The 24,716-nt window shown below is 71.2% G+C and carries 23 protein-coding genes; 17 read left to right on the top strand and 6 right to left on the bottom strand.

From position 1 onward, the window contains the following. The first annotated feature begins 1 nt into the window (after position 1). From DEJ01_RS10740 to DEJ01_RS10730, 3 genes are all read left to right on the top strand, one after another. Entirely contained in the window at positions 2–1,357 is a 1,356-nt protein-coding gene (locus DEJ01_RS10740) for an extracellular solute-binding protein (protein ID WP_027466147.1), read from the top strand. A gap of 84 nt (positions 1,358–1,441) precedes the next feature. Continuing rightward, positions 1,442–2,413 carry a carbohydrate ABC transporter permease gene (locus tag DEJ01_RS10735; RefSeq protein WP_027466146.1) on the top strand — a complete coding sequence of 324 codons (972 nt, stop codon included), beginning with the start codon at positions 1,442–1,444 and terminating at the stop codon, positions 2,411–2,413. A gap of 1 nt (position 2,414) precedes the next feature. After that, positions 2,415–3,326 carry a carbohydrate ABC transporter permease gene (locus DEJ01_RS10730; protein ID WP_027466145.1) on the top strand — a complete coding sequence of 304 codons (912 nt, stop codon included), beginning with the start codon at positions 2,415–2,417 and terminating at the stop codon, positions 3,324–3,326. Positions 3,327–3,824: 498 nt separating this feature from the next. Here DEJ01_RS10730 and DEJ01_RS10725 read toward each other — a convergent pair whose 3' ends face one another. Further along, positions 3,825–4,655 carry a siderophore-interacting protein gene (locus tag DEJ01_RS10725; RefSeq protein WP_111092962.1) on the bottom strand — a complete coding sequence of 277 codons (831 nt, stop codon included), beginning with the start codon at positions 4,653–4,655 and terminating at the stop codon, positions 3,825–3,827. Positions 4,656–4,683: 28 nt separating this feature from the next. Here DEJ01_RS10725 and DEJ01_RS10720 point away from each other — a divergent pair, with 28 nt between their 5' ends. From DEJ01_RS10720 to DEJ01_RS10705, 4 genes are read left to right on the top strand one after another with little or no spacing between them, the layout of a single operon-like run. After that, a complete protein-coding gene (locus DEJ01_RS10720) occupies positions 4,684–5,787 on the top strand; it encodes an iron ABC transporter permease (RefSeq protein WP_241660429.1) in 1,104 nt (367 codons plus the stop codon). After that, positions 5,784–6,941: an iron ABC transporter permease gene (locus DEJ01_RS10715; RefSeq protein WP_258375683.1), complete on the top strand. Its 1,158-nt coding sequence runs from the start codon at positions 5,784–5,786 to the stop codon at positions 6,939–6,941. Before DEJ01_RS10720 ends, DEJ01_RS10715 begins: the two co-directional genes overlap by 4 nt. Further along, positions 6,938–7,888, top strand: coding sequence for an ABC transporter ATP-binding protein (locus tag DEJ01_RS10710; RefSeq protein WP_111092961.1), 951 nt, complete (start codon positions 6,938–6,940; stop codon positions 7,886–7,888). The genes DEJ01_RS10715 and DEJ01_RS10710 overlap by 4 nt, the downstream gene beginning before the upstream one ends. Before the next feature lie 11 nt (positions 7,889–7,899). Then, positions 7,900–8,919: an ABC transporter substrate-binding protein gene (locus DEJ01_RS10705; protein ID WP_111032867.1), complete on the top strand. Its 1,020-nt coding sequence runs from the start codon at positions 7,900–7,902 to the stop codon at positions 8,917–8,919. An 81-nt stretch (positions 8,920–9,000) separates the two neighbouring features. Here the strand turns inward: DEJ01_RS10705 and DEJ01_RS10700 are convergent, their stop codons facing one another. Beyond that, on the bottom strand, positions 9,001–11,055 hold the full coding sequence (locus DEJ01_RS10700) for a transglycosylase domain-containing protein (protein ID WP_258375682.1): 2,055 nt from the start codon (positions 11,053–11,055) through the stop codon (positions 9,001–9,003). Between the two features lie 229 nt (positions 11,056–11,284). Between DEJ01_RS10700 and DEJ01_RS10695 the strand changes: the two genes are divergently transcribed. Together DEJ01_RS10695 and DEJ01_RS10690 are read left to right on the top strand one after the other, a co-directional pair. After that, positions 11,285–11,854, top strand: coding sequence for a GNAT family N-acetyltransferase (locus DEJ01_RS10695; RefSeq protein ID WP_220038681.1), 570 nt, complete (start codon positions 11,285–11,287; stop codon positions 11,852–11,854). 55 nt (positions 11,855–11,909) lie between these two features. Beyond that, on the top strand, positions 11,910–12,101 hold the full coding sequence (locus tag DEJ01_RS10690) for a hypothetical protein (protein WP_111023553.1): 192 nt from the start codon (positions 11,910–11,912) through the stop codon (positions 12,099–12,101). Positions 12,102–12,131: 30 nt separating this feature from the next. Here the strand turns inward: DEJ01_RS10690 and DEJ01_RS10685 are convergent, their stop codons facing one another. Next, positions 12,132–12,635, bottom strand: a complete 504-nt coding sequence (locus tag DEJ01_RS10685; protein WP_220038680.1) for a MarR family winged helix-turn-helix transcriptional regulator — start codon at positions 12,633–12,635, stop codon at positions 12,132–12,134. 94 nt (positions 12,636–12,729) lie between these two features. On the opposite strand from DEJ01_RS10685, the gene DEJ01_RS10680 reads away from it, so the two are divergent. Both DEJ01_RS10680 and DEJ01_RS10675 read left to right on the top strand, forming a co-directional pair. After that, complete coding sequence (locus tag DEJ01_RS10680) at positions 12,730–13,662, top strand: NADP-dependent oxidoreductase (RefSeq protein WP_111092960.1); 933 nt, start codon at positions 12,730–12,732, stop codon at positions 13,660–13,662. Positions 13,663–13,718: 56 nt separating this feature from the next. After that, the gene (locus DEJ01_RS10675; RefSeq protein WP_111092959.1) at positions 13,719–14,708 is read left to right on the top strand and encodes an alpha/beta hydrolase; all 990 of its coding nucleotides are present in this window, start codon (positions 13,719–13,721) and stop codon (positions 14,706–14,708) included. Between the two features lie 32 nt (positions 14,709–14,740). On the opposite strand, the gene bla is transcribed toward DEJ01_RS10675, so the two are convergent. Next, a complete protein-coding gene (bla, locus tag DEJ01_RS10670) occupies positions 14,741–15,700 on the bottom strand; it encodes a class A beta-lactamase (protein ID WP_111092958.1) in 960 nt (319 codons plus the stop codon). Positions 15,701–15,742: 42 nt separating this feature from the next. Here bla and DEJ01_RS10665 point away from each other — a divergent pair, with 42 nt between their 5' ends. Further along, positions 15,743–16,300 (top strand): GNAT family N-acetyltransferase, encoded by a 558-nt coding sequence (locus DEJ01_RS10665; protein WP_111092957.1) that lies wholly within the window; start codon positions 15,743–15,745, stop codon positions 16,298–16,300. Positions 16,301–16,460: 160 nt separating this feature from the next. On the opposite strand, the gene DEJ01_RS10660 is transcribed toward DEJ01_RS10665, so the two are convergent. Beyond that, entirely contained in the window at positions 16,461–17,942 is a 1,482-nt protein-coding gene (locus tag DEJ01_RS10660) for a mannitol dehydrogenase family protein (RefSeq protein ID WP_111092956.1), read from the bottom strand. A 161-nt stretch (positions 17,943–18,103) separates the two neighbouring features. Between DEJ01_RS10660 and DEJ01_RS10655 the strand changes: the two genes are divergently transcribed. From DEJ01_RS10655 to DEJ01_RS10635, 5 genes are all read left to right on the top strand, one after another. Continuing rightward, positions 18,104–18,742: a TetR/AcrR family transcriptional regulator gene (locus DEJ01_RS10655; RefSeq protein WP_027466131.1), complete on the top strand. Its 639-nt coding sequence runs from the start codon at positions 18,104–18,106 to the stop codon at positions 18,740–18,742. 86 nt (positions 18,743–18,828) lie between these two features. Beyond that, on the top strand, positions 18,829–21,480 hold the full coding sequence (locus DEJ01_RS10650) for an MMPL family transporter (protein ID WP_071406463.1): 2,652 nt from the start codon (positions 18,829–18,831) through the stop codon (positions 21,478–21,480). Between the two features lie 134 nt (positions 21,481–21,614). Next, entirely contained in the window at positions 21,615–22,058 is a 444-nt protein-coding gene (locus DEJ01_RS10645) for a MarR family winged helix-turn-helix transcriptional regulator (RefSeq protein ID WP_071406464.1), read from the top strand. A gap of 51 nt (positions 22,059–22,109) precedes the next feature. After that, positions 22,110–22,322 carry a hypothetical protein gene (locus DEJ01_RS10640; protein WP_027466129.1) on the top strand — a complete coding sequence of 71 codons (213 nt, stop codon included), beginning with the start codon at positions 22,110–22,112 and terminating at the stop codon, positions 22,320–22,322. 37 nt (positions 22,323–22,359) lie between these two features. Beyond that, positions 22,360–23,481, top strand: a complete 1,122-nt coding sequence (locus DEJ01_RS10635; protein WP_084741445.1) for an alkene reductase — start codon at positions 22,360–22,362, stop codon at positions 23,479–23,481. Between the two features lie 94 nt (positions 23,482–23,575). Here the strand turns inward: DEJ01_RS10635 and DEJ01_RS10630 are convergent, their stop codons facing one another. Beyond that, on the bottom strand, positions 23,576–24,658 hold the full coding sequence (locus DEJ01_RS10630; RefSeq protein ID WP_111092955.1) for a hypothetical protein: 1,083 nt from the start codon (positions 24,656–24,658) through the stop codon (positions 23,576–23,578). Positions 24,659–24,716 lie beyond the last annotated feature (58 nt).

Here is a 24,716-nt window from a genome sequence, read left to right as displayed (position 1 = left end):
CATGCCGATCCCACCCGCAACACCCGCGTCGCGCCTCTCGCGCCGGGGCTTCCTCGCCGCCGGCGCAGCGGCCGCGACGGTCCTGCCGCTCGCCGCCTGCTCGAGCCCCCTCGCCGCCGGCCTCGCCGGTAGCGCACTCAACCCCGAGACCCTCGTCTTCTGGAACCTCTTCGGCGGCGGCGACGGCGTCCGCATGCAGGCCATGGAGGACGGCTACGCGAAGCAGCACGGCGGCTCGAGCGCGCTGCAGGGCACCACGTTCGCGTGGGGCAACCCGTACTACTCGAAGCTGACACTGGCGACCGTCGGGAACAAGCCGCCGGACGTCGCGGTCGCGCACCTGACCCGCGCGAAGCCGCTCTGGGACGGTGACCTGCTCGACCCGATCACGTCCGACGACCTGGCGAGCGTCGGCCTGAGCGCCGCCGACTTCAACCAGAAGGCCTGGGCGGCGCAGAAGACCGACGGCAACAACATCGCGGTCCCGCTCGACACCCACCCCTTCGTCCTCTTCTACAACGTCGACGTCTGCAAGAAGGCCGGCCTGATCGACGGCGACGGCAACCTCGTCGACCTCAACGGCATGGACAACTTCGAGAAGGCCCTCGCCGCGGTCGCCAAGGTCACCGGCGGCACGGCGCTCAACGTCGCGAACGTGGTGCCGGAGACGGCCACCCCGTGGCGCTTCTTCTGGACCATGTACAACCAGCTGAAGGACGCCACCCCGTTCATCAGCGACGGCGGGTCGAAGCTCACCGTCAACGAGGACGCCTACAACGAGGTCACGAGCCGCACCCAGAAGTGGGTGAAGGAGGGCTGGCTGAACAAGGCGCTCGACTACGCCACCGCGCAGTCGCTCATGTTCGACGGCAAGGCCGGCTTCTTCATGCAGGGCGAGTGGGAGATCAGCACCGCGCAGTCGATCAAGGGCCTGAACTTCGGCATGGCGCCGATCCCCCAGCTCTACGACAAGCCGGCGACGCAGGCGGACTCGCACACGTTCGTCCTGCCGAAGAAGGCCCGCACGCCGGAGCAGCGCAAGCAGCACATGCTCTTCATCAAGCAGATGCTCGAGCAGAGCCTGACGTGGGCCGAGGGCGGGCACGTGCCGGCCTACATCCCGACGTTCGACAGCGCGGCGTACAAGAAGCTCACGCCCCAGTCGAACTACGCGGCCGCAGCCGAGACCGCCGTGTTCGACGATGCCGCCTGGTACGGCGGTTCGGGTTCGACGTTCGAGGGCACGGTGGGCGCCCAGCTCGCCCTCGTGCAGCAGGGCAGCTCGTCCCCCGCGCAGGCCCTCAGCGCCATCAAGTCGCAGCTCGCGACGTACCTCAACACCCCGAGCCCCCTGTGACCCGGCACGCAACCACCCGGGCGGACCACGCCGGGCAGACGACCCCCGCGATCGCCGTGAACACCGCGCGAAAGGCACGATGACGTGACCACAGCACCTGTCCTCGACCGGCCGACCGACGCGGCCACCGCGCCGCGTCTCCGCCGGAACCGCTCCTACGGCTCCAGCGTGAACCGCGGCCAGGGCCGCAGCGGCTGGCTGTTCCTCGCCCCGTTCGGCCTGTTCTACGTGGCCTTCCTGCTCGGCCCGACGGTCTGGATGATCGTCACGAGCTTCTTCAACACCTCGACCGTCCGCACCGGGCTCGGCAGCTTCGCCGGGTTCGCGAACTACGCCGAGATGCTCGGGCGCAGCGACTTCTGGTCCTCGCTCTGGCACACGCTGCAGTTCACGCTGTACACGACCCCGCCGCTCGTCATCCTGGCGTTCGTGTTCGCCGTGCTGACGAACCGGATGAACCGCGGGCAGTGGTTCTTCCGTCTGGCGTTCTTCCTGCCGTTCATCCTGCCGTCGGCGACGATCTCGCTGATCTGGGTGTTCATCTTCACGCCGAGCACCGGTCTGTGGGCGAGCCTGCAGTCGGCGATCGGCATGACGCCCGGCTCCGGCATGCTGTCGAGCCCGAACACGGCCATGATCGGTGTCGCGATCGCCACCGTGTGGTGGACCCTCGGCTTCAACTTCGTGCTCTACCTGGCCGGTCTGCAGGAGATCCCGCGCGAACTGTACGAAGCAGCCGCCGTCGACGGTGCGTCGAACTGGCAGCAGATCAAGTCGATCACGCTCCCCCTGCTCGGCCGCACGACGACGCTGGTCGTCCTGCTGCAGATCATCGCGAGCCTGAAGATCTTCGACCAGGTCTACCTGATGACGAACGGCGGGCCGGGCATCTCGACCCAGGTCTCGCTGCAGCTCATCACCGGCGTCGGCTTCACCGACAACCGGCTCGGTGCCGCATCGGCCGCGTCGGTCCTCTTGTTCATCGTGATCGTGGCGATCGCGGTCATCCGGCAGCTCGTCGAGCGCGCTGCCGCCAAGCGAGAGATCGGGGCCTGACATGACCGCCACCGAGAGCATCACCACCGGCCGCAAGCTCCGCACCGGGGTCTCGTCCGCCGCTCCGACGAGCGCCGCGAAGATCGGCGTCAGCGGTCGCGGCTTCACGATCGCGTCGGGGATCGTCCTGACGATCTTCGCGATCATCTGGCTCATCCCGAGCGTGTTCGCCCTGAAGACGTCGCTGTCCGACAACGGCGTCGCCGCACTCGGCGCGAACGCGATCCTGTCGAACTGGAACCCGACGCTGCACTCGTACTCGTCGCTGTTCCAGGCCGGCGACATCTGGAACTGGTACCTCGCCAGCGCCATCACGAGCGTCGTCACGGCGGCACTGACCGTGCTGTTCGCGTCGATGGCGGCGTTCGCGCTGTCGCGGCTGGTGTTCCGCGGCCGCAACATCGCGTTCCTGCTCATCATCCTCGGGATCATGATCCCCACCCAGGTGCTGATCATCCCGATCTTCCAGGAGCTCAACGCGGTCGGCCTGCTCAACACCTACTGGTCGGTGATCTTCCCGCAGGTGCCCGCCGTGATCGCGGTGTTCATCTTCAAGCAGTTCTTCGATGGCATCCCGAAGGAGCTGGAAGAGGCGGCGCGCATCGACGGCGCCGGCATCTGGAAGGTCTACTGGTCGGTCATCCTGCCGCTGTCGCGTCCGGTGATCGCGGCCGTGACGATCCTGACCTTCGTCGGGGTGTGGAACAACCTGCTGCTGCCGCTGTTCGTGCTGTCCAACCCGGACCTCATGACGATCCCGGTCGGGCTCGCCACGGTCCAGGGCAGCTTCGGGCAGCGCTACGCCGACATCCAGGCCGGTGCGATCCTCGCGGCGTTGCCGCTGATCATCCTCTACCTGATCTTCCAGCGGCAGATCGTGGAGGGCGTGACGGGCTCGGGCCTCAAGGGCTGACGCCACCCCACCACGGACGGGAGGCCCGGTGCCAGCTGGCACCGGGCCTCCCGTCCGTCCGTTGGTCGCGTCACGGGCGCGGCGCGGCTGGTGCTTTCGGGCGTACCTGGCAGAACCGGGCGTACCCGGTCGAACCGGGCGTACCTGGTCAGAAGTTCCTTGGTGGTATGCCCGAAAGCACCAGGCATCGCGCGCGCCAGGGGAAGAACCGGGCGTACCTGGCGAGACCGGGCGTACCTGTGCAGAGCGGGCATACCTGGCGGAACCGGGCGTGCCTGGTCGGAAGTTCCGTGGTGGTACGCCCGAAAGCACCAGGCATCGTGGGCGCCAAGGGAAGGACCGGGCGCACCTGGCCGAACCGGGCATACCTGACGGGATCGGGCATACCCGGTCGGAAGTTCCGTGGTGGTACGCCCGGAAGCACCAGGCATCGCGCGCGCAAGGGGAAGGATCGGGCGTACCTGGCGGGAACGGGCATGCCTGGCAGGCACGCGCGGGTCAGGCGGGGACGGAGACCTTCGTCTCGTGCTTCCAGAACCCGGAGAACGTGATGCGCGACTTCGGCAGGCCCGCACGGTGCAGGTGGCGGCGGCCCTCTGTAGCGAGGCGCGACTCCCCCACGACGAACGCGTAGCCCTGGTCGTCGGACGGCACGTGCCGCTGCAGTTCGGCGAGGGCCCCGCTGCCGGGGACGGCGCCGGGCTGCCGGACGATCCACGTCACCTGCACGCCGGTGGGGGCGTCGAGGTCGCGGATGTCCGCGGGGGTCGGGACCTCCTGGATGATGCGGCCGACGGTGTCGCGCGGCAACGAGGCGGCGATGCCGACGACGCCGGGCAGGCCGGTCTCCTCGGCGGCGACGATGACCTCGCTGGTGCCGGCGGGGACGTCGAAGATGCAGCCCTGGTCGAGCATCGCGAGCTCTTCGCCGGGGCGGGCGGAGCAGGCCCAGATCGCGGCACGGCCCTCGAGCTGACCGCGGTGGTCCAGGTGCACGACGAAGTCGATGTCGAGCTCGGCGGTGCCGTCGGCGAGCAGGCGGTAGGCGGCGACTGTGTAGTTCGCGCAGTGGGGGCGGATGTCCTCGGGGATGCCGAGGAACGTCGGCCACCACTTCTTGCCGTCCAGGTCGGGCATCCGGAAGGCGTCCTGGTCGGGGCGTCGGACGAACAGGCGGAACCAGTGGTCGAAACCGAGGTAGCCGAACTCGTGCAGGTCGTCGCCTGTGACGGTGACGCGCTGCATCGAGGGGGTCACCCGCTGGGTCCGGAGGACACGGGCGCGGAAGAGCCGGGGGTTCGTCGGCAGGAGCCGCGGGGTCTTCGCCATGAGGCAAGGCTAACCTAAGATGACTTCCGTGCCAGCCCCCAATCCCGTTCTGGCTTCCGGTCCGGAGGCCCCCGAACCCGTCGCGTCCAGCGCCCGAGACGGCGACGCGTCCCGCGCCCTCGGTGTGCACCGGACCGCGATGCGGCGACGGACCGCGGTCATCATCGGCCTCGTCGTCGCCCTGGTGCTCGTCGCCGTGGCGAGCATGCTGCTCGGCAGCAACCGCATCGGTGTCGCAGAGGTGTGGGCGGGGCTCACCCGCTCGGGGTCGAGCACCGACGAGGCGATCGTGTGGGGCTCTCGCATCCCGCGCACGCTCATCGGTGCTGCGGTCGGGGCGGCCCTCGGCATCGCCGGGCTGCTCATGCAGGGACACACCCGAAACCCACTCGCCGACCCCGGCCTGTTCGGGGTCTCCTCGGGTGCGGGACTCGCGGTGGTGCTCGGCGTCTACGTGTTCGGGGTGACGAGCACGAGCGCGACCGTGTGGTTCGCGCTGGTCGGGGCCCTGGTCGCCAGCGTCGTCGTCTTCTCGGTGACGATCGCCGGCAGCGGCACCGCCAGTCCGGTGCCGCTCGCCCTCGCCGGGGCCGCGGTGTCGGCGCTGCTCGCCGCCCTGACCTCCTTCGTCGTGCTGACCGACCAGGCCTCGCTCGACGCGTACCGGCTCTGGGTCGTCGGGTCCCTCGCGGCACGGCAGCTCGACATCCTCGGCGCGGTGTGGCCGTTCCTGGCCGCCGGGCTCGTGCTCGCGGTGCTGAACGTCCGCGCCCTCGACGCCCTGGGGCTCGGGTCCGAGCTGGCGAAGGGGCTCGGCGAGAACGTGCTCGTCGCCCGGCTCGTCGGCCTGGGCGGGATCACGCTGCTCGCCGCCGGGGCGACCGCTGCTGCCGGCCCGATCGGCTTCGTCGGCCTGACGGTGCCGCACGTCGCCCGCGCGCTCGTCGGCACCGGACACCGCTGGACCCTGCCGGTCTCCGGTCTGGTCGGCGCAGCCCTCGTGCTGCTCGCCGACGTCATCGGTCGCCTGATCGGCGGGTTCTCCGAGGTCGAGGTCGGCATCGTGCTCGCCGTCATCGGTGGCCCCGTGTTCGTCGCCGTGGCCCGTCGCCGATCGCTGGTGTCGCTGTGAGCGGGGCAGCGGTGCGCAGCACCGGCAGCACGCCCGGCAGCGCGCCCAGCAGCACGCCCGAGACCACCACGCCGGGCACGCCCGCCCCCGCTCCCCGCACCCCCGGCCGCGCCGGCATCCGCATCGGCCCCGTCGGCCTCGCCTGGCGCCCCCGGGTGTTCTGGTACACGGTCGGATCGATCGCCACCGTCCTGGTGCTCATCGTCCTCGGCACGGCGGTCGGCTCGACGTGGATCGCACCCGGGGTCGTCATCCGGTCCCTGCTCGGCCTGGAGTCCGGGCCGGACGCCTTCATCATCACCACCCTGCGCCTGCCCCGCGTCCTCACCGGCGCACTCGTCGGCCTGACGCTCGGGGTCGCCGGCGCGCTCACCCAGACCTTCACCCGCAACCCCCTCGGCACCCCGGACATCATCGGTGTCACCGCGGGCGCGAGCGTCGGTGCGGTCGCGGCCATCGTGCTCGGCGGCGGGACGTACTCGGTCTCGTCCCTGGTGCTCGGTGGCGGGATCCCGGTGGCCGCGACGATCGGCGCCCTGGTCGCGGCGGTCCTGGTGTACGGCCTGGGCTGGCGCGGCGGCGTGCAGAGCTACCGGCTCGTGCTGGTCGGCATCGGCGTGAGCGCGACCCTCGACGCGGTGACGAGCTACCTGCTCGTCCGCGCGAAGATCACCGTCGCCACCGCGGCGTCGCAGTGGCTCGTCGGCAGCCTGTCGAGCACCTCGTGGGAGAGCGTCTGGCCGCTGCTCGTGGTGGCGGTCGTCGCGGTGCCGATCGCGCTCGCGACGAGTGCGGCCCTCGGCATCGGGCAGCTCGGCGACGAGGTCGCGACGGGCGTCGGACTCGGCGTCCAGCGGCACCGGCTGCTCGTCATCGCGCTCGCGGTCGTGCTGACCGCCGCCGCCGTGGCAGCCGCGGGACCGGTCGGCTTCGTCGCGTTCGTCGTCCCGCAGGTCGGGCTCCGGCTCGCCGGCACGAACCGGCCGCCGCTGCTGCTCGCCGGTGCCCTCGGCGCCGTGCTCGTGCTCGCCGCCGACCTGCTGTCCCGTTCCGCGTTCCCGTGGCAGGTGCCGGTCGGCATCATCACCACCGTGATCGGGGCGCCGTACCTGATCTGGCTCCTCGTCCGTCACCGCAAGGAGATGTCCCGATGACAGCACCACACCAGCACCAGCACGACACCCCCGTCCTCGAAGCCACGGGCCTGTCCGTCGGCTACGACCGGCACCCCGTGCTGCGCGACCTGGACCTGCGCATCGAACGCGGCACCGTCACGACGTTCCTCGGCGCGAACGGCTGCGGCAAGTCGACCCTGCTCAAGGCGTTCGGCCGCGTGCTCAAGCCGCAGGCCGGCGAGGTCCTGCTCGACGGCACCCCGATCCGCAGGGAGCCGAACCGCCAGGTCGCCCGCAAGCTCGCGATCCTGCCGCAGTCCCCCGTCGCCCCCGCGGGCACCAGCGTGCTCGACCTGGTGATGCGCGGCCGGAACCCGCACCAGTCGTGGGCGAAGCCGTGGACCGCCGAGGACGCCGCCGTCGCCGAAGAGGCCATCGCCGCCACCGGCCTGACCGAGGTCGCCCACCGCGACGTCACGAGCCTGTCCGGCGGGCAGCGCCAGCGCGCCTGGATCGCCATGGTCGTCGCGCAGCAGGCACAGACGCTCCTGCTCGACGAGCCGACGACCTACCTCGACCTCGCGCACCAGCTCGAGGTCCTGCGGCTCGTCCGGCGGCTGAACCGCGAGCAGGGGTCGACGATCGTCATGGTGCTGCACGACCTGTCGCTCGCGGCGCGGTACTCCGACCGGCTCGTGGTGCTGCACGACGGCGGGGTCGTGGCCGACGGCACCCCCCACGACGTCCTCACCCCGGCACTGCTCGAGCAGGCGTTCGGCCTGCACGCCCGGGTGTTCCCCGACCCGGTGACCGGTGCACCGATGATCGTGCCCGAGGCGGACGAGCACGATCCCGTCCCGAGTGCCCCGAGCGAGCACCCCGTCCCGAGCGCCCCGACGGAGCACACGGCCCCGGGCGCCCGGACGGAGCACACGGTCCCGACGAAAACCGAAGACGTGCTGGCGAGTACCGCGAACTTAGGTTAGCCTCTCCTAACGTGAAGACCTCCCGACGTGGCCACCTGCGCGCCGCCCTCCTGACCTCCGTGACCGTCTCGGCACTCCTCCTGACCGGCTGCTCGAGCACCGGCAACTCGAACGACTCCGACTCCGACGGCGGCACCGCCGCGTCGAAGGCATGGTCGTACGAGGACGCCACGGGCGCCACCGTGAAGGTCGACCACACGCCGAAGCGCGTCGTCGTGCTGAACGACATCGCCCTGTCGTTCATCGAGTACGGCCTGAAGCCCGTCGGCACCTTCGGGCAGCTGACGATGGCGAAGGACGCCCGGTTCAAGGGTCTCGACACCGACGGCATCACGCAGCTCGGCACCGCCTACGGCGACATCGACCTCGAGCAGCTCGCCGCGCTCAAGCCCGACCTCGTCGTCACCTCGGTCTACCCGACCGACGCCAAGGGCACGCTCGACACGAAGCAGCCCGGCTACGGCTTCAAGGACAAGGCGCAGGAGAAGCAGATCGAGGCCATCGCGCCGGTCGTCCAGGTGAAGTGGGGCGGCAAGGGCGAGGACGTCATCGAGAAGATCGCCGAACTGTCCGAGTCCCTCGGTGCGAAGGAGTCGACGGTCGACGCCGCCGAGGAGCGCTTCGACACCGCGGCCGACGAGCTCGAGAAGGTCTCGAAGGAGAAGGACCTGTCGGTCGTCTCGATGTACGCCGACGGTGACGGCGCGTACGTCACCCGCCCGACCGACGAGCCGTCGCTGCAGATGTACGCGTCGTACGGGGTCGACTTCGTCAACCCGAAGCCCGAGGGCTTCTACTGGGGCATCTACTCGTGGGAGAACGCCGGCCAGATCACCGGTGACGTGCTGCTGCTGTCGCAGCAGGGCTACCAGGTCGCCGACCTCGAGAAGCAGCCGACCTTCGCCGACAACGCCGCGCTCGAGGCGGGCCAGGTCCACAGCTGGACGTTCCCGGCCCTCGATTACGCGTCGCAGGCCGACTACATGACCAAGCTCGCGGGCTGGCTCGAGGACAGCAAGAAGCTGTCGTAGGACGCAACCGAGAACCGGCCTGGAGGCGCGGTGCCAGCTGGCACCGCGCCTCCAGGCCGTTGGTGGTTGCGTTCCGGGCCGTCAGCCGACCGGCAGCGCCGCGTTCACCGCGGTCTGCGCGTCGCGCCAGACGGCCGCGCGCGACCCCGCGTAGGTGCCGCCCTGACCGTTGGAGAACGACCGCAGGTTGTGCTTCGCGCCGTCCGTGTTGCCCTGCCAGTAGGCGGTGACGGCACGCGAGGTCCCGCCCACCAGCCACACCTGGTCGGCCGCGTCCGTGGTGCCGGTCTTGCCGAACAGGGTCGCGCCGTCGGGGGTCTGCCCACCGCTCGCCGTGCCGCCGCGGAACGCGCCCTGCATGACGTCGAACGCGGTGGCCGCGGTCTGCGGCGACACCGCCTGCGTGCACGTGCGGGGTTGTCCGCCGAGTTCCTCGCCGTCGGGGGCGATGACCTGGTCGATCACCACGGGCGCGCAGAACCGCCCGCCGTTCGCGATGCCGGCGTAGGCCGACGCCATCGTGAGCGGGGCGATGCTCTCGGTGCCGAGCAGGGACCCCGGGTTCCAGGGCAGCTCGCCACCGGTCGCCAGGTGCACCCCCAGCCGCTCGGCCACGTCGCGGATGTCGCACAGGTCGAGCTGTTCGGCCATCGACTGGTACGCCGCGTTCACGGACTGCGCCGTCGCGGACCGGACCGAGTACGGACCACGCTGCCCGGGTGAGTCGTTCTTCGGCTGCCAGAACGCCGAGGCGGGTCCACCGCAGGCGGTCCACTCGCTGTGCGGGTGCGGTGTGCCGTTGACGACGGTGTCCGGGCTGCGGCCGGCCTCGATCCACGCCAGCAGGGTGAACATCTTGTAGGTCGACCCGGTCTGGAACCCCGTCGAGCTGCCGTCCGCCTGGTCGGTGGCGTAGTTCAGCGAGGTCGCGGTGCGGGGCGCGTCGGACGACCGGTCGTGGTCGGTGTTCTGTGCCATCGTCAGCACACGGCCCGTCCCGGCCTCGACCGTGTTGAACGTGGCCCCCAGCGCCAGCCGCGTCTCGGTCTTCGGGTCGTACCGGTCGAGCAGCCGCTTCTGTTCCGCGTTCAGGTCGAGGTCGAGCGTGGTCTGGATCCGGTACCCGCCGGTGCGCCAGGCGTCCGCCCGCTGCTGCTTCGTCGCGCCGAGCTGCGGGAGCCGCTGGGCGATGGTCTCCGCGTGGTCGCAGAAGAACTCCGCGCCCACCTCGACCGCCTCGCACCCCTGCTGCGGGGCCGTCAGGTGGACGGAGTCGGCGACGCGGGACAGCCGAGCCGTGCGGTAATCCTCGGTCGACAGGTGCCCCTGCTCGTGCATCGACCGCAGGATCACGTTCCGCCGCGCGGCGTTGTCGCGGTGGTGGTCCGGCGTCGACAGGTCCCGTCGCTCCGGCCACTGCACGATCGCGATGAGGGACGCTGCCTCGGCCGGGGTCAGGTCGGTCGCCGACTTGCCGTAGTAGTGCTGCGCCGCCGACTGCACCCCGTAGGTCTGGTCGCCGAAGTAGGCGATGTTCAGGTAGGCGGCCAGGATCTGCTGCTTCGTGTACTGCTTCGCCAGGCTGATCGCGAGCTTCATCTCGGCGAGCTTGCGCTGCGGTGTCCGCCGGGTCGCGTCCTCGTACGCGGCCTCGCGCTCCTCAGCGGTGGGCAGTTCGCTCGCCTGCTGGATCTTGATGTTCCGCACGAGCTGCATCGTCAGGGTCGAGCCACCCGACCCGCCCTCGGTCCCGGACGTGGCGACGCTCACGAGTGACCGGACGACGGACGTCGCGTCGACACCGCCGGTCTCGTGGAACCGCTTGTCCTCGCCGTCCACCGCTGCGTGCTCCAGGTGGTCGCTGATCTGCTCGAGCGTGAGCTCCTGCCGGTCCTGGTCCCACACGTTCGCCAGGTGCACCGGCTCGCCACCGCGGTACGCCCAGATCTGGTTCCGCTGCGGCAGCTGCCCGATCTCGATGTCCTCCGGCAGCGACTCGAACACCCCGATCGCCGAGGTCGTGCCGACGCCGGCGACCGCGATCACCGGCGTCACCCCGACGCTCACCAGCAACCCGGCGAGCACACTGCCACCCACGAAGCCCAGCGCGGCTCCCCCTGCACGTCGCATCGTCATGTCGTCCGTTCCCCCTCGGTCGCACCGTCATCGGCGCGGTCCGGAGAGGCTCGCAGTCCTGCTCGGGCGGTCGCCGTGACTTCCCCGCGGAACACCGTCGTGTCCGCTGGGAAAGTGCCGGTGCGATCCGCTCCCCGCTGCCGCGCGGCCTGACCACCGGTCGCGCGCCGTTCGGAGCACCACGGTCGCGGTGGTGGCGGGATCGCCAGGACCGGAGGATCATCGGCCCATGGAGTACTCGACGGCGATGCTCACCGAGGAGACGTGGCCCGACTTCGCCGCGCTCGTGACCCGCAGCAACGGTGTGTGGGGCGGGTGCTGGTGCATCGGTTTCCACCCGGACGGCCCACGCGGGACGCCCGACCCGACGGTGTCCCACCAGGAGGCGAAGCACCGCCACGTGCGGAACGGCACGAACCACCAGGTGCTCGTCTACGCCGACGGCACGGCGGTCGGGTGGTGCCAGTTCGGCCGGCCGATCGAGCTGCCGACGATCCTGAACCCCGGCGCGTACGCCCGCGACGCCTCGACGCCGCCGGACTGGCGGATCGGCTGCGTGTTCGTCGAGTCCCGACACCGCGGTCAGGGGGTCGCACGCGCTGCGGTCACGACCGCACTCGACCAGATCCGGCGGGCCGGCGGCGGGACGGTCGAGGCCTACCCGGAGCAGACGGTCGAGCGGAAGCCGCAGCGCGGTGCCTACCTGCACACCGGGCCGGAAGAACTGTTCACGCAGTTCGGGTTCGTGCGCGACCGCCGCATCGCCAAGTGGCGGTGGGTGATGCGCACGACGGTGTGACCGGCGTACCCGCTCGACGCCGCGCTGCCAGGCCGGCGCGCGTACCGTGGGAACCGTGACACGCACCGCTCCGGTACGACCGCACCGCCTCGCCCTCATCGGCGCCGCCGTGGCCCTGGTGATCGGGGTCGGACTGCTCTTCACCCCCTGGGACGGACCGGTCATCGTGCTCGCCTGGGCGCTCATCGTCGCCGCGGTCGTCCTCGGCGCCATCACGCTGTTCCTGGTGCGGGCGCCCCGCAGCTAGGCCGCGCACACCCGCCGGCGCGACCGTCGGTCAGCCGCGCCGCCGCGCGCCCGCGGAGCGTGGCGGGTTCGCGCGCAGGTGCTCCGCCGCTCCCCCGAGGATCCGCGCGAGGTCGTCGACGTCCGCGTCCGACATCGACGCGAACAGCAGGGTGTGCAGCGCCTCGATGTGTCCGGGGAAGACCGCGGTGAGGACGTCACGACCGGCCCGGGTGATCGTCACGACCGTGCTGCGTTCGTCGTCCGGCGAGGGCCCGCGGGTGACCAGCCCGCGCTGCTCGAGCAGTTGCGCCTGGTACGTCAACCCGCTGCGGCTGTAGACGACCCCGTCGGCGAGGTCGGTCATGCGCTGCTGCCCGCCCGGAGCGTCACCGAGCCGGGCGAGCAGCTGGAACTGCACGTAGCTCAGGCCGCCGACGTCGCGCAGCTGCCGCTCGACCGCGTGGCGCAGCAGGCTGCTCACCTCGGTGAAGGCGAAGTACGCCCCGAGCTGCGTCGGGGTCAGGGAGTTCGGCGCATCGGTCACGAGATCCATCCTACCCGTTGCTTCGAGTTCGAAGCAGTGCTAACGTCATCGTCAGTTGCTTCGAACTCGAAGCACACGAGCAACACCGACGAAGGGCACGATCATGCAGGCAGTACGGTTCCACGAGGTCGGCGGTCCCGAGGTGCTCCGCACCGAGGACGTCGCGCAGCCCACCCCGGGTGCCGGGCAGGTGCGACTCCGCGTCGCCGCCTCGGCGTTCAACGCGGCGGACAACGGGATGCGGGGCGGGTTCCTGCCGATCCCGGTCCAGCTGCCGCACGTTCCCGGCTACGACGTGTCCGGCACCGTCGACGCACTCGGCGACGGCGTCGAGGGGATCGCGATCGGGGACGCAGTCGTCGCGTTCCTGCCGATGGAGCTCGACGGCGGGGCGGCCGAGTACGTCATCGCCCCGGCGGACGCGGTGGTCGCCGCACCGACGAGCATCCCGCTGGCCGACGCGGCGGCGCTGCCCTCCGTGGCGCTCACCGCGTGGCAGGCACTGTTCGACGACGGGCGGCTCGAGGCAGGCCAACGCCTGCTGGTCGTGGGAGCCGGCGGCGTGGTGGGCAAGTACGCGATCCAGCTCGCCGTCCGCGCCGGGGTCCACGTGATCGCGACGGCGAGCCCGCGCAGCATCGAGGCCGTCCGGGCAGCCGGCGCCCACGAGGTCATCGACCACACCACGACCGACGTCCGTGCCGCCGTGACGGAGCCGGTCGACGTGCTGCTCAACCTCGCCCCGATCGACCCGCAGGACTTCGCGGCACTCGTCGACGTCGTGCGTGACGGCGGCGCGGTCGTCAGCACCACGGCGTTCATGGCCACGCCGGACGACGAGTCCCGCGGGGTCCGGGCGGCGACGGTGTTCGTCCTGCGCAACCGCGAACGCCTGGCGGAGCTGGTGTCCCTGGTCGACGCCGGGGCGCTCACGGTCGAGGTCACCCGGCGCATCCCGCTGACCGAACTGCCGTCCCTGCACGCCGAGGCGGCCGCGGGACGGATCAGCGGCAAGGTCGTGGTCCTGGTCGGGTGACGGCCGCACACCCCCGCACCAGAACCACCCGCAGCAGCGCCGGATACGCTCGGCGCATGACGGACCAGGGGTGGCACGAGGACGTGCTCGGAGCACCGTACGAGCGGCTCGAACTGCCGCTCGGCACCGACTCCGAGGGACCCGTCGTCGCCACCCTGGTCCGCCGCCGGCACACCCCGACGGACCTGCTGCTGCACGGTCGCGGCCCCCTGCACGGGGTCGACGTGCTCTACGTGCACGGCTGGTCGGACTACTTCTTCCAGGTGGAGCTCGCCGAACGCCTCGAACGGCTCGGCGCCCGGTTCCACGCGCTGGACCTGCGGAAGTACGGTCGGAGCCTGCGCCCGTACCAGACCCCGGGCATGGTCGACGACCTGGCCGTGTACGACGAGGACATCGCCGCGGCGCTCGACGCGATCTCGGCCGAGCACCCCGGCTCGGACCGCCGCCGACTCGTCCCGATGGGCCACTCCACCGGCGGCCTGACCCTGTCACTCTGGGTCGCCCGGCACCCGGAGCTCGTGCACGGCCTCGTGCTGAACAGCCCGTGGCTCGAGTTCCAGGCCACCGCGGTCGGCCGGGCCATCGTCGCACCGGTCATCAAGCTCGGTGCCCGTCGGAACCCCCTCGCGCCGATGCCCGCCGTCGACCCCGGCTTCTACACCCGCACCGTCTCGGCCGAGGGCGAGGGGTCGTGGACCTACGAGCAGAAGTGGCGGCCGGAGCGCGGCTTCCCCCTGCACCCCGGGTGGCTCGCCGCGGTGTTCGACGGCCAGGCACAGGTCGAGAAGGGCCTCGGGATCGCGGTCCCGATCCTGGTGATGCTGAGCGACAAGAGCATGCTCCAGCCGCGGTGGGACCCGGGCATGGCGCGGGCCGACGTCGCCCTGAACGTCGACACGGTGGCGCACCGCTCGCTCTCCCTCGGCGAGGAGGTCACGGTCCGCCGACTCGAAGGCGCCCTGCACGACGTCGTGCTGTCCGCGCCGGGGGTGCGGGAACGGGCGTACGACGCCATCGGGCGCTGGGCGACCACCCTCCGCTAGTCCCGCGACGACAGTCCCGCGACGCTGGCGACTCAGTCGGACAGCCCGGCAACCGCGGTGCGGGTCGCCGCGGCGACGAGCGCGTCCGACGGCTCCGCACCGGGATCGGCCCGGCTCGTCATCACCACGAGCACGACGGGGTCGCGCCCCGGCGGCGTCACGACCGCGATGTCGTTCCGGACCCCGTAGGACGCCGTGCCGGTCTTGTCGGCCACCCGCCACGACGGGTCCACCCCGGCACGGATCGTCGCGTCCCCGGTCGTGTTGCCGAGCATCGCCTCGCGCAGCACCCGACGGTCGGCAGCGTCGAGGGCGTCTCCGAGCAGCACGGTCCGGAGGTCCGCAGCGAACCGCTCCGGCGTCGTCGTGTCCCGTCGGTCACCCGGGATCGCCTGGTTCAGGTCGGGTTCGACCCGGTCGACGCTCGTCGTCCGGTCCCCGATGCCGCGCAGCCACCGCTCGACCGCGTGCGGCCCGCCGAGCCGTTCCACCAGCAGGTTCGCCGCGGTGTTGTCGCTGGAGCGGAGCGCCGCGTCGACGAGCTCGCGCACCGTCATCCCGGTGTCGACGTGCTCGCGCGTCACGGGCGCGTACTCGAGCAGGTCGCCTCGGTCGTAGTGCACGACGGTCGCCAGGTCGGCGTCGGACGAGGCGTCGAGGACCGCGGCCGCGATGAACACCTTGATCGTCGACGCGAACGCGAACCGCTCCCCCGCACGGTGCACGATCGTCCGACCGTCCCCGGTGTCGACGGCGACGACCCCGAGCCGTACGTCGTCCCGCCGCTCCAGCGCCGCGAAGGCCCGCGCGGTGGCGGGGTCGGTCGCCGGGTCGGTCGCCGTCGCCGCTGCCGACGCAGAAGCCGAAGCTGACGCGGACGCGGACGACGCCGGCCCGGTCGTCGCACCACCCGGCGCACCGGAACACCCCACGAGCCCGGCCAGCACCAGCGCCGTCAGGGCCGCAGCCGTCGTCGTCGTCCCACCTCGCACGCCCCGAGCCTGCCCGACGACCGTGCAACTACCCTGAGCGGCATGCCAGCTCCCGCCGTCCGCCTCACCCGCCTGGACCCCACCGGCACCGACCGCCAGGAGTTGCTCGCGTTCCTGACGTCCGAGGAGTTCCCGTTCCACGTCCGACGCCGCATCAGCGCGGCCGACGCCGCGAGCGCCGTCGACTCCGGCGCCTACCGCGACGACGACCACGACACCTCCTGGCTCGACCACGACGACCTCGGGCGGATCGGACTGGTCCGCCTCGAGGACCTGGCCGACCCCGTCCCCCTGTTCGACCTGCGCCTGGCCGGTCGCTTCCGGGGCCGCGGCCTCGGGGTTCCCGCCCTGCGCGCGGTGACCGACCACGTGTTCACGACGATGCCCGCGATCACGCGCTTCGAGGGCCAGACCCGCGAGGACAACACCGCCATGCGCCGGGTCTTCGTCCGTGCCGGGTGGGTGCAGGAGGCCCACTACCGCGAGGCGTGGCCCGTCGACGGCGGCCCGGCCGTCGGGTCGGTCGGTTACGGCGTGCTGCGCCGCGACTGGGAGACGGGCGAGAGCACCCCGGTGCCGTGGGACGACGTCGCGCTGTGAGCGGCTGACGGTTCTGGTTCACGATCCTCGGGGTTCGTGAACCGGAACCGTCATCGCGCGGACACGAACCGCCGTCCCGCGCCCGTCTCGTGGGCAGCAGGCGGACGGGAGGCCCGTGGCGGCGCCGCCACGGGCCTCCCGTCCGTTCGTCGGTCGCGTCTCAGGACCGTGACAGGCGCTCCACGGTGGCGTGCGCGCCGTCCGCGATGAGCCCGTCCAGGGCGTCGCGGTACGCGGCGACGAACCGTTCGTCGTCGACCAGGTCGCCGAAGACCTGGCGGTTCGCGATGAAGGCGAGGCGGTCGTCGCGCTGGGTCAGGGCGATGCGGTGCAGGGGCTCGGCGAGCCGGTCGACGATCTCGATGGGTTCACCGGACTCGTCGGTGCCCTCGTCGTAACGGGCCCACGACGCGACGATGCCGGCGGACAGCGTGACGGGCCGACCGGCCGCCAGGTTCTCGCGCACGACGGGGAGCAGCCACTTCGGGATCCGGTCGCTCGACTCGGCGCAGAGCCGGGCGAGGGTGTCGCGCACCTCGGGGTTCTGGAAGCGCTCGATCAGGGTCGACTTGTAGTCCTCCAGGTCGATGCCGGGCACCGGGTGCAGCGTCGGCGTGCTCTCGTCGTCCATGTAGCGGCGCAGGAAGGTCGCGATCGCCGGGTCCAGCGTGGCCTCGTGCGCGTAGCGGTACCCGGACAGGTAGCCGAAGTAGCAGAGCCCCTGGTGGCTGGCGTTGAGGAGTCGGAGCTTCATGAGTTCGTACGGCTCGACGTCGTCGACGAGCTGGACGTCGGCGTCCTCGTAGGGCGGCCGGCCGACGGGGTGGTCGTCCTCGAGCACCCACTGGAAGAACGGTTCGGCGACGACGGGCCAGGCGTCGTCGACGCCGAGCTCGTCGCGGACCCAGGCGCGGTCCTCGTCGGCGGTCACCGGGGTGATGCGGTCGACCATCGAGTTCGGGAACGCCACGTGCTCGTCCATCCAGTCCGCGAAGGCCGGGTCCTGCAACCGGGCGTAGGCGGTGAACATCGACCGTGCGACGTGCCCGTTGCCCTGGATGTTGTCGCAGGACATCACGGTGAACGGGTCGAGGCCGCGGTCCCGTCGGCGGCGCAGTGCCTCGACCACCAGGCCGAACACCGTGCGGGGCGGGCCGTCGCCGCGCAGGTCGGCCGCGACGCCGGGCTCGTCGGCGACGAACTCGCCGGTGACGTGGTCGAAGTTGTAGCCGCCCTCGGTGATGGTCAGGCTGACGATCCTGGTGTCCGGGTGCGCCATCTTCTCGACGACCGCGTCCGGGTCGTCGACGGCGAGCAGGTACTCGACGATGCTGCCGACGACGCGTGACTCACGGGTGCCGTCCGGGTGCTTGAGGACGAGCGTGTACAGGCCGCCCTGCTCGGCCATCGCGGTCGCCATCCGACGGTCCTGCTCGAGCACGCCGACGCCGCAGATGCCGTACTCGCGGGCCTCGCCTCGCTGCAGGAGCCGGTCGATCACCATCGCCTGGTGCGCGCGGTGGAACCCGCCGACGCCGAAGTGGACGATGCCGGCGGTGATGCCGTCGCGGTCGTAGGTGGGCACGGCGACACCGCTCGCGGCGATCTCGTCGAGGGTCTCCGGGGACAGGCGGACGGGCATCGGTACTCCTTCGTACGGCAGCGGTTCGTCCGGCCAGTCTGGCACCCGACACCTCCGACTGAACAGCGGTGCAGCACAGACGTTCTGCACCGGGGGACGAACCTGGGGATGCACTCAACCTCGTTGCACCGAGTGCATCGATGCACCTAGTGTTCGATCTCGTGACCATCGCGACCGACCGCCGTGCTGCCCTCAAGGCGAAGCACCGTGCGGCGATCCTGCAGGCCGCTCGCGACCTGATCGACGAGCGCGGCGGCCGCGACTTCAGCGTGGACGACCTCGCTGCCCGGGCAGACATCGCCCGGCGCACCGTGTTCAACCACTTCGCCTCGCTCGACGAGGTCCTGCTGGCCGTGTGCGAGCAGGAGCTGTCCGTCATCATCGACCGGTTCCTCGCCGACATGGCGCGGACCCCGGTGGGCGACGGCAGCCGGGCGTCGATGTTCGACGAGCTCGAGTCCGCCGCCCGCGGTGCCGACCTGGCTCCGGCGATCGCCAGCATGTACCGAATCCTCGGCGACCCCGGCAAGGACGACCCGAAGGCCGCGGTCCTGACCCAGACGGCGTTCTCGCGGGTGACCGAACGACTCCGGCACGAGGTCGCCCGGCGCTACCCGGCCGCCGACCCCCTGGACGCCGCGCTGCTCGTCGAGTCGCTCATGAGCGGCATCGTCGTCATCGCGGAGCACTGGCTGGCGACGTCCGGCCCCGAGCTCGACCAGCCGGCGCTCGACGCCTGGGACGACCTGCTCGCACGACTCGTGCACAGCGTCCGCAGCGGCTACATGGCCGACGACTGACACCGCTCCACCTCCTCATCCCCCAGGGGTCCACCGGCGCACCCCGCACCACCAGCACCTGACACGAAAGGACCGCAGGCAACCGCATGGCCGGTCTCCTCTACCGTCTCGGACGGTTCTCCGCACGACGCCACTGGCTCGTGATCATCACCTGGGTCGTGATCATGGCCGTCGCGGGCGTCACGTACACGCTCTTCGCCGGGACGATCTCGTCGTCGATCACGATCCCGAACACCAAGACCAGTCAGGTGCAGGACCAGCTCGCCGACAAGTTCCCGTCGGCGAACGGCGGCAACGGCACGATCGTCTTCGAGACGAAGGACGGCAAGGCGTTCTCGTCGTCGCAGCAGTCCGAGATCGACGACTTCCTGACCAGCCTCGAGAAGCTCGACGGCGTCAAGGGCACGACGAGCGGCTTCGACACCCAGCAGCAGCTCGACGACCAGCGGCAGAAGATCGTCGACGGCCGTGACCAGATCGAGTCCGGTCGCGCGAAGATCGAGACCGGCCAGGACCAGCTCGACGCCCAGAAGGCGCAGCTCGAGTCCGGCAAGCAGAAGATCGAGGACGCCCAGGCGCAGCTCGACGCGCAGAAGGCCCAGGCACAGGCGGCCGGTGGCGCAGCCGTCCCCGCCGCACAGGCGCAGGCAGCGGCCGCCCAGCTCCAGCAGGCGCAGGCGCAGATCGACGCCCAGCAGGCCCAGATCGACGCCGGTGAGCAGCAGATCGCCGACGCCCAGAAGACGATCGACACGAACAAGCAGAAGCTCGACGACAACGAGCAGGAGCTCGAACAGGGCTCGGACCTGCTCGACCTGTCGAAGGACATCCGCTTCGTGTCGGACAACGGCAGCGCCGCGATCGGCACCGTGCAGTTCACGACGTCGACCTACGAGGTCCCCGCGGACACGAAGACCGCCATCGCGGACGACGCCGAGTCGGCCGACATCCAGGGCGTCAACGTGTACGTCTCGAACGACATCGCACAGGGCGTGCCGTCGATCCTCGGCCCGGGTGAGATCGGCGGTGTCATCATCGCCGCGATCGTGCTGCTCCTGATGCTCCGCACGGTCATCGGCGCCGCGGTCCCGCTCGTCAGCGCCGTGCTCGGCGTCGGCGTCGCCTCGCTCACCGCCCTGTCGTTCTCGAGCGTCGTCGAGTTCATCTCGGTCACGCCGGTCCTGGGGGTGATGCTGGGCCTGGCGGTCGGCATCGACTACTCGCTGTTCATCCTGAACCGGCACCGGACCCAGCTGAAGCAGGGCATGCAGGTGCACGAGTCGATCGGGCTCGCGAACGGCACCTCGGGCAACGCCGTGGTGTTCGCCGGTGCGACGGTCATCGTCGCGCTGCTCGCGCTGAACATCACCGGCATCCCGTTCCTCGGCCTGATGGGCACGGTCGGCGCGGTCGCGGTGCTCTTCGCGATCCTCATCGCGACGTCCTTCACCCCGGCCCTGCTGTCGCTCATCGGCATGCGGATCCTGCGGAAGAAGGAGCGCGCGAAGATCGGCAACACCGACTCCACGCGGATCCCGAACAAGCCGATGTCGAGTTGGCGCGCGGTCATCACGCTCGTCCTCGGCGTCGCGGTGCTCGGCACCATCGCCCTGCCCGCGACCCAGATGCGCCTCGGCCTGCCGAGCGGTTCGTCCGAGGCCGTCGAGTCGAGCCAGTACAAGGCCTACAAGACGCTCGAGAAGGAGTTCGGCGCCGGGCAGAACGGCCCGCTGCTCGTCGTGGCGACCCTGCCGGAGTCGATCAGCAAGAGCGACGTCACCGCGACCGAGGTCACCATCGGCCAGGCCATCGCGAAGAACGACGACGTGCAGGCCGTGCTGCCCATCGGCGCCTCGAAGGACCGTGACATCGTCGCGTTCCAGGTGAAGCCCGCCGGCGGCCCGGACAGCGTCTCCACCGAGAACGTCGTGAAGGACCTGCGCGAGCAGACCGTCTCCACCGACGACGGCAAGGTCACCCTCGGCGTCGCCGGCAACGCGTCGGCGAACATCGACGTGTCCGAGAAGCTCTCGAACGTGCTGCCGCTCTACCTCGTGGTGGTCGTCGGACTGTCACTGATCATCCTGATCATCGTGTTCCGGTCGTTCCTCGTGCCGATCACCGCCACCGCCGGGTTCATCCTGTCCGTGCTGGCGTCGTTCGGCGGGCTGACCGCGATCTACCAGTTCGGCTGGCTCGGCTCGGTCTTCGGTGTGCACGACCCGGCACCGATCCTGAGCTTCCTGCCCATCATCGAGATCGGCATCCTGTTCGGTCTGGCGATGGACTACCAGCTGTTCCTGGTGTCCGGCATGCGTGAGGCCTACGCCCACGGCGCGAGCGCGAAGGTGGCCGTCCAGCGCGGTCTGCACGCGGGTCGCGCGGTGGTCACGGCGGCGGCGATCATCATGATCTCGGTGTTCGCGGGCTTCATCTTCTCGGACTCGTCCACCATCAAGCCGATCGGCTTCGGGCTGGCGTTCGGTGTGCTGATCGACGCCTTCGTCGTCCGCATGCTGCTCATCCCGTCGGCGATGCACCTGCTCGGCAAGAGCGCCTGGTGGTTCCCGAAGTGGCTCGACCGCATCGTGCCGGACGTCGACGTGGAGGGCGCGAAGCTCGAGCGCACCCACCCGGTCGCCGGCCACGAGGACACGCACACCGGCACCCACGCGCTCCCCGTGGAGCCGGACGCGAACGCGCACGACTCGGGCCACCCGCCCGCGCACCGCGCGTAGTCGAGGCACCAGCGCCACCACCCTGGAGGCCCGGTGCCGGTCCACGAGACCGGCACCGGGCCTCCAGGCCGTTGCGCCCACCGCCCCGGGTCGCGACAACACCACTTCGTGCACGAACGAAGTACCCTGAGGGCATGACCCAGACCGCACCGGACCCGCTCGCGCTCGACCGGCAGCTCTGCTTCGCGCTCGCGGCGACGAGCCGCAGCGTCATCGGGCTGTACCGCGACCTGCTCGAGCCGATGGGCCTGACCCACCCGCAGTACCTCGTGATGCTCGCCCTGTGGGAGCGGGACCCGCGGTCGGTGCGCGAGATCGCCGGGGAGCTGCGGCTCGACTCCGCCACGCTGAGCCCACTGCTCAAGCGGCTGGAGGCCTCCGGCTACGTCCGCCGCACCCGCAGCGCCGCCGACGAACGCCAACTCGAGGTGTCCCTGACGACCGCCGGGCACGCCCTGCGCGACCGAGCCGAGGCGGTCCCGCTCGCCGTCGCCGACCGGCTCGGGTGGCCACTCGCCCGACTCGAGTCCCTGAAGGACGAGCTGACGGAGCTGCTGGAGCGCGTCGACCAGGTGTGATCCGCGGCCATCAGTGCCATAATGGTTCGTGCACGAACGAAAGGATGCACCGTGGGACGCTTCGGCCAGTGGTACGAACGGTGGAACACGACGCTCATCAACAAGATGGGCCCCTCGCAGATCGGCGCCGGTCGCCCCGAGGGCATCGACGACCGGACGATCGACCGGGGCTGCCCCCTGTGCGGCAAGCCCCTCTCGCAGCACCAGGTGATCCGGCCAGAGGGCCAGGTGCGCTCGTCGACGCTGGTGTGCCCACGCGACTGACCGCACTGCCTGAAGAAGTGCTCCGAGGCGGAATTGCATGGGACAACTCGTCGTTCGCCCTGACGTGAAGCTCTTCGAACCCGCCTCCATCGGCGCCCTGTCCCTGTCGAACCGCGTCGTCATGGCCCCGCTCACGCGCACCCGCGCCGGCGAGCACGGCGTCCCGAACGACCTGCTGGTCGAGCACTACCGGCAGCGCGCCGGCCTCGGCATGATCATCACCGAGGGCACCTGGCCCGTGCAGGAGGGCCGCTCCTACCCCGGGCAGCCCGGCATCGAGACCGAGGACCAGATCGCCGGCTGGCGCCGCGTGACCGACGCCGTGCACGCCGCCGGCGGCACGATCGTCATGCAGCTCATGCACGGTGGCCGCGTCTCGCACACCGACATCTCGCAGACCCCGCGCATCGTCGCCCCGTCCGCCATCGCCGCCCCCGGGCAGACGCACCTGGCCGACGGCTCGAAGGCCGACATGCCCGTCCCGCACGAGCTGACCACCGCCGAGGTGCAGGAGGCCGTGCAGGGCTTCGTGCAGGCCGCCCGCAACGCGATCGCCGCCGGACTCGACGGGGTCGAGGTCCACGGCGCCAACGGCTACCTGGTGCACGAGTTCATGTCGCCGGTGTCGAACACCCGCACCGACCAGTACGGCGGCTCCCCCGAGAACCGCGCGCGCTTCGCGATCGAGGTCACCACCGCCATCGCCGAGGCCATCGGCGCCGACCGCACCGGCATCCGCCTGTCGCCCGAGCACGGGATCCAGGGCGTCATCGAGGACGACGCCGACGACGTGCGCGCCACCTACACCGCCGTCGCCGAGGGCCTCGCGCCGCTCGGCCTCGCCTTCGTCGACGTCCTGCACGCCGAGCCGACCGGTGACCTGGTGCAGCACGTCCGCCGTACCGCTGGCGCGCCGTTCATCGTGAACTCGGGCTTCTCGTCGCTCACCACCCGCGACGAGGCCATCGCGATCGTCGACGGCGACCACGCCGACGCCGTCGCCGTGGGCCGCGCCGCGATCGCCAACCCGGACCTCGCGCACCGCTGGGAGCACGACGCCGAGCTCAACGAGCCGCGTCCGGAGCTCTTCTACGGCGCGACCGCCGAGGGCTACACCGACTACCCGTCGCTGGCCGAGGCGCGCGCGACCGTCGCGTAGTCGAGGCACCGACAGGTCAAACGGGAGGCCCGTGGCGACACCGCCACGGGCCTCCCGTCCGTACCGGGGCCACGTCGCAGGCGTGCGCCGACGGTCAGTGGTCGAGGACCGAGAGCGAACCGACCACCGCGACGGCCAACGGTCCGCTGTAGGACACGCAGACGACGCCCATCCACACGGCCCCCGCCCACGTCGCTCGCAGACGGCTCTTCCGCCGGTCGCGGAGCACCAGGCGACGCCCCGCGGCCGCGATCGCGTCTGCGTGCCCGTCCTCGAGCAGCGAACGGTCGTCCTGGTACCGGGAGGCGGCGCGCACGACACGGGGCACGACCTCGCCCAGGACTGCCTCGACCTGCATCCACGGCGCAGGGCGCGACCAGTCCGCGGTCCCCGGCGCCGAGAAGACCAGCCGGTCGTCGACCATCTCGACGTTCCAGCCGGCCGCGTGGTCGACGAGCGCCGCCATCACGTCAGGGGTGAGGACGTACAGCGCGTCCTGGCCGTAGTCCTCCGGCGCCCACACCCGGAAGTGCCGGTCGAAGTCGCCCTCCAGTGACATCCGCTGCCGGTGACGGAGGACCACCGGCAGGTCGCTGCGACGACCGTCGTTCGCCGTGGCGTCGAGGAGCAGGTGCGGCAACGTGCCGGGCAGCCGGACGGTCAGGTACGTCCAGTCCCGCGAGACCATCCAGCGCCGCAGGACGCAGCCGAACTCGACGTCCGGGACGCCGTCGACGTGCACGGGGGCGGTGCCGAACCGGGGGTGGACGCGGATGCCGGAGTAGCGCGGGGTGATCATCGAGTCGAGCGGCTTCGGACGGACCGGACGCACCGGGTACCCACTGGCCTCCCCCGTCAGCACTGCCCGAGCCTCGTCCGGACGCAGGGTCCGAGGTCGTTCGCCCCGGACCAGGAGCACGACGAGCCCGACCACGCCGGCGACGAGCACCACGAACCAGGCCGCCCAGCGGACGACGTCCCCGACACCCGCGCCGTTGTGGACGAGCCCGGTGCCCCAGACCACGAGCGCGGACGCGAGCCACGCGAGCGGGACCTCGATCGCCAGGAGCAGCGCGTTCCACCACCACGGGGCCTGTCGCGGGCGGCGCATCCGCGGTCGTCGCGCCGCCTCCGCCGCGAACTCGTCGTCGGACGCGGTCAACCAGCGCAGGTCCATCGGCCCCCCTCTGGAGAAGGATCGTAGCGTCCGCGTCGAGAACGCCCGGCGGAGCCGT

It is taken from the genome of Curtobacterium sp. MCLR17_040, assembly GCF_003234735.1.
GTDB classification, from domain to species: domain Bacteria; phylum Actinomycetota; class Actinomycetes; order Actinomycetales; family Microbacteriaceae; genus Curtobacterium; species Curtobacterium flaccumfaciens.
The sequence above is the reverse complement of the archived record's forward strand: the minus strand, read 5'-3'. Positions and strand labels throughout refer to the sequence as shown.

Bases quoted from the DNA above. Each gene is read 5' to 3' on its own strand.
- DEJ01_RS10730 (WP_027466145.1), top strand. From the start codon at position 2,415: ATGACCGCCACCGAGAGCATCACCACCGGCCGCAAGCTCCGCACCGGG.
- DEJ01_RS10710 (WP_111092961.1), top strand. From the start codon at position 6,938: ATGACAGCACCACACCAGCACCAGCACGACACCCCCGTCCTCGAAGCC.
- DEJ01_RS10635 (WP_084741445.1), top strand. From the start codon at position 22,360: ATGGGACAACTCGTCGTTCGCCCTGACGTGAAGCTCTTCGAACCCGCC.
- DEJ01_RS10675 (WP_111092959.1), top strand. From the start codon at position 13,719: ATGACGGACCAGGGGTGGCACGAGGACGTGCTCGGAGCACCGTACGAG.
- DEJ01_RS10645 (WP_071406464.1), top strand. From the start codon at position 21,615: ATGACCCAGACCGCACCGGACCCGCTCGCGCTCGACCGGCAGCTCTGC.
- DEJ01_RS10685 (WP_220038680.1), bottom strand. From the start codon at position 12,635: ATGGATCTCGTGACCGATGCGCCGAACTCCCTGACCCCGACGCAGCTC.
- DEJ01_RS10660 (WP_111092956.1), bottom strand. From the start codon at position 17,942: ATGCCCGTCCGCCTGTCCCCGGAGACCCTCGACGAGATCGCCGCGAGC.
- DEJ01_RS10700 (WP_258375682.1), bottom strand. From the start codon at position 11,055: ATGACGATGCGACGTGCAGGGGGAGCCGCGCTGGGCTTCGTGGGTGGC.
- DEJ01_RS10725 (WP_111092962.1), bottom strand. From the start codon at position 4,655: ATGGCGAAGACCCCGCGGCTCCTGCCGACGAACCCCCGGCTCTTCCGC.
- DEJ01_RS10665 (WP_111092957.1), top strand. From the start codon at position 15,743: ATGCCAGCTCCCGCCGTCCGCCTCACCCGCCTGGACCCCACCGGCACC.
- DEJ01_RS10630 (WP_111092955.1), bottom strand. From the start codon at position 24,658: ATGGACCTGCGCTGGTTGACCGCGTCCGACGACGAGTTCGCGGCGGAG.
- DEJ01_RS10650 (WP_071406463.1), top strand. From the start codon at position 18,829: ATGGCCGGTCTCCTCTACCGTCTCGGACGGTTCTCCGCACGACGCCAC.
- DEJ01_RS10740 (WP_027466147.1), top strand. From the start codon at position 2: ATGCCGATCCCACCCGCAACACCCGCGTCGCGCCTCTCGCGCCGGGGC.
- DEJ01_RS10695 (WP_220038681.1), top strand. From the start codon at position 11,285: ATGGAGTACTCGACGGCGATGCTCACCGAGGAGACGTGGCCCGACTTC.
- DEJ01_RS10680 (WP_111092960.1), top strand. From the start codon at position 12,730: ATGCAGGCAGTACGGTTCCACGAGGTCGGCGGTCCCGAGGTGCTCCGC.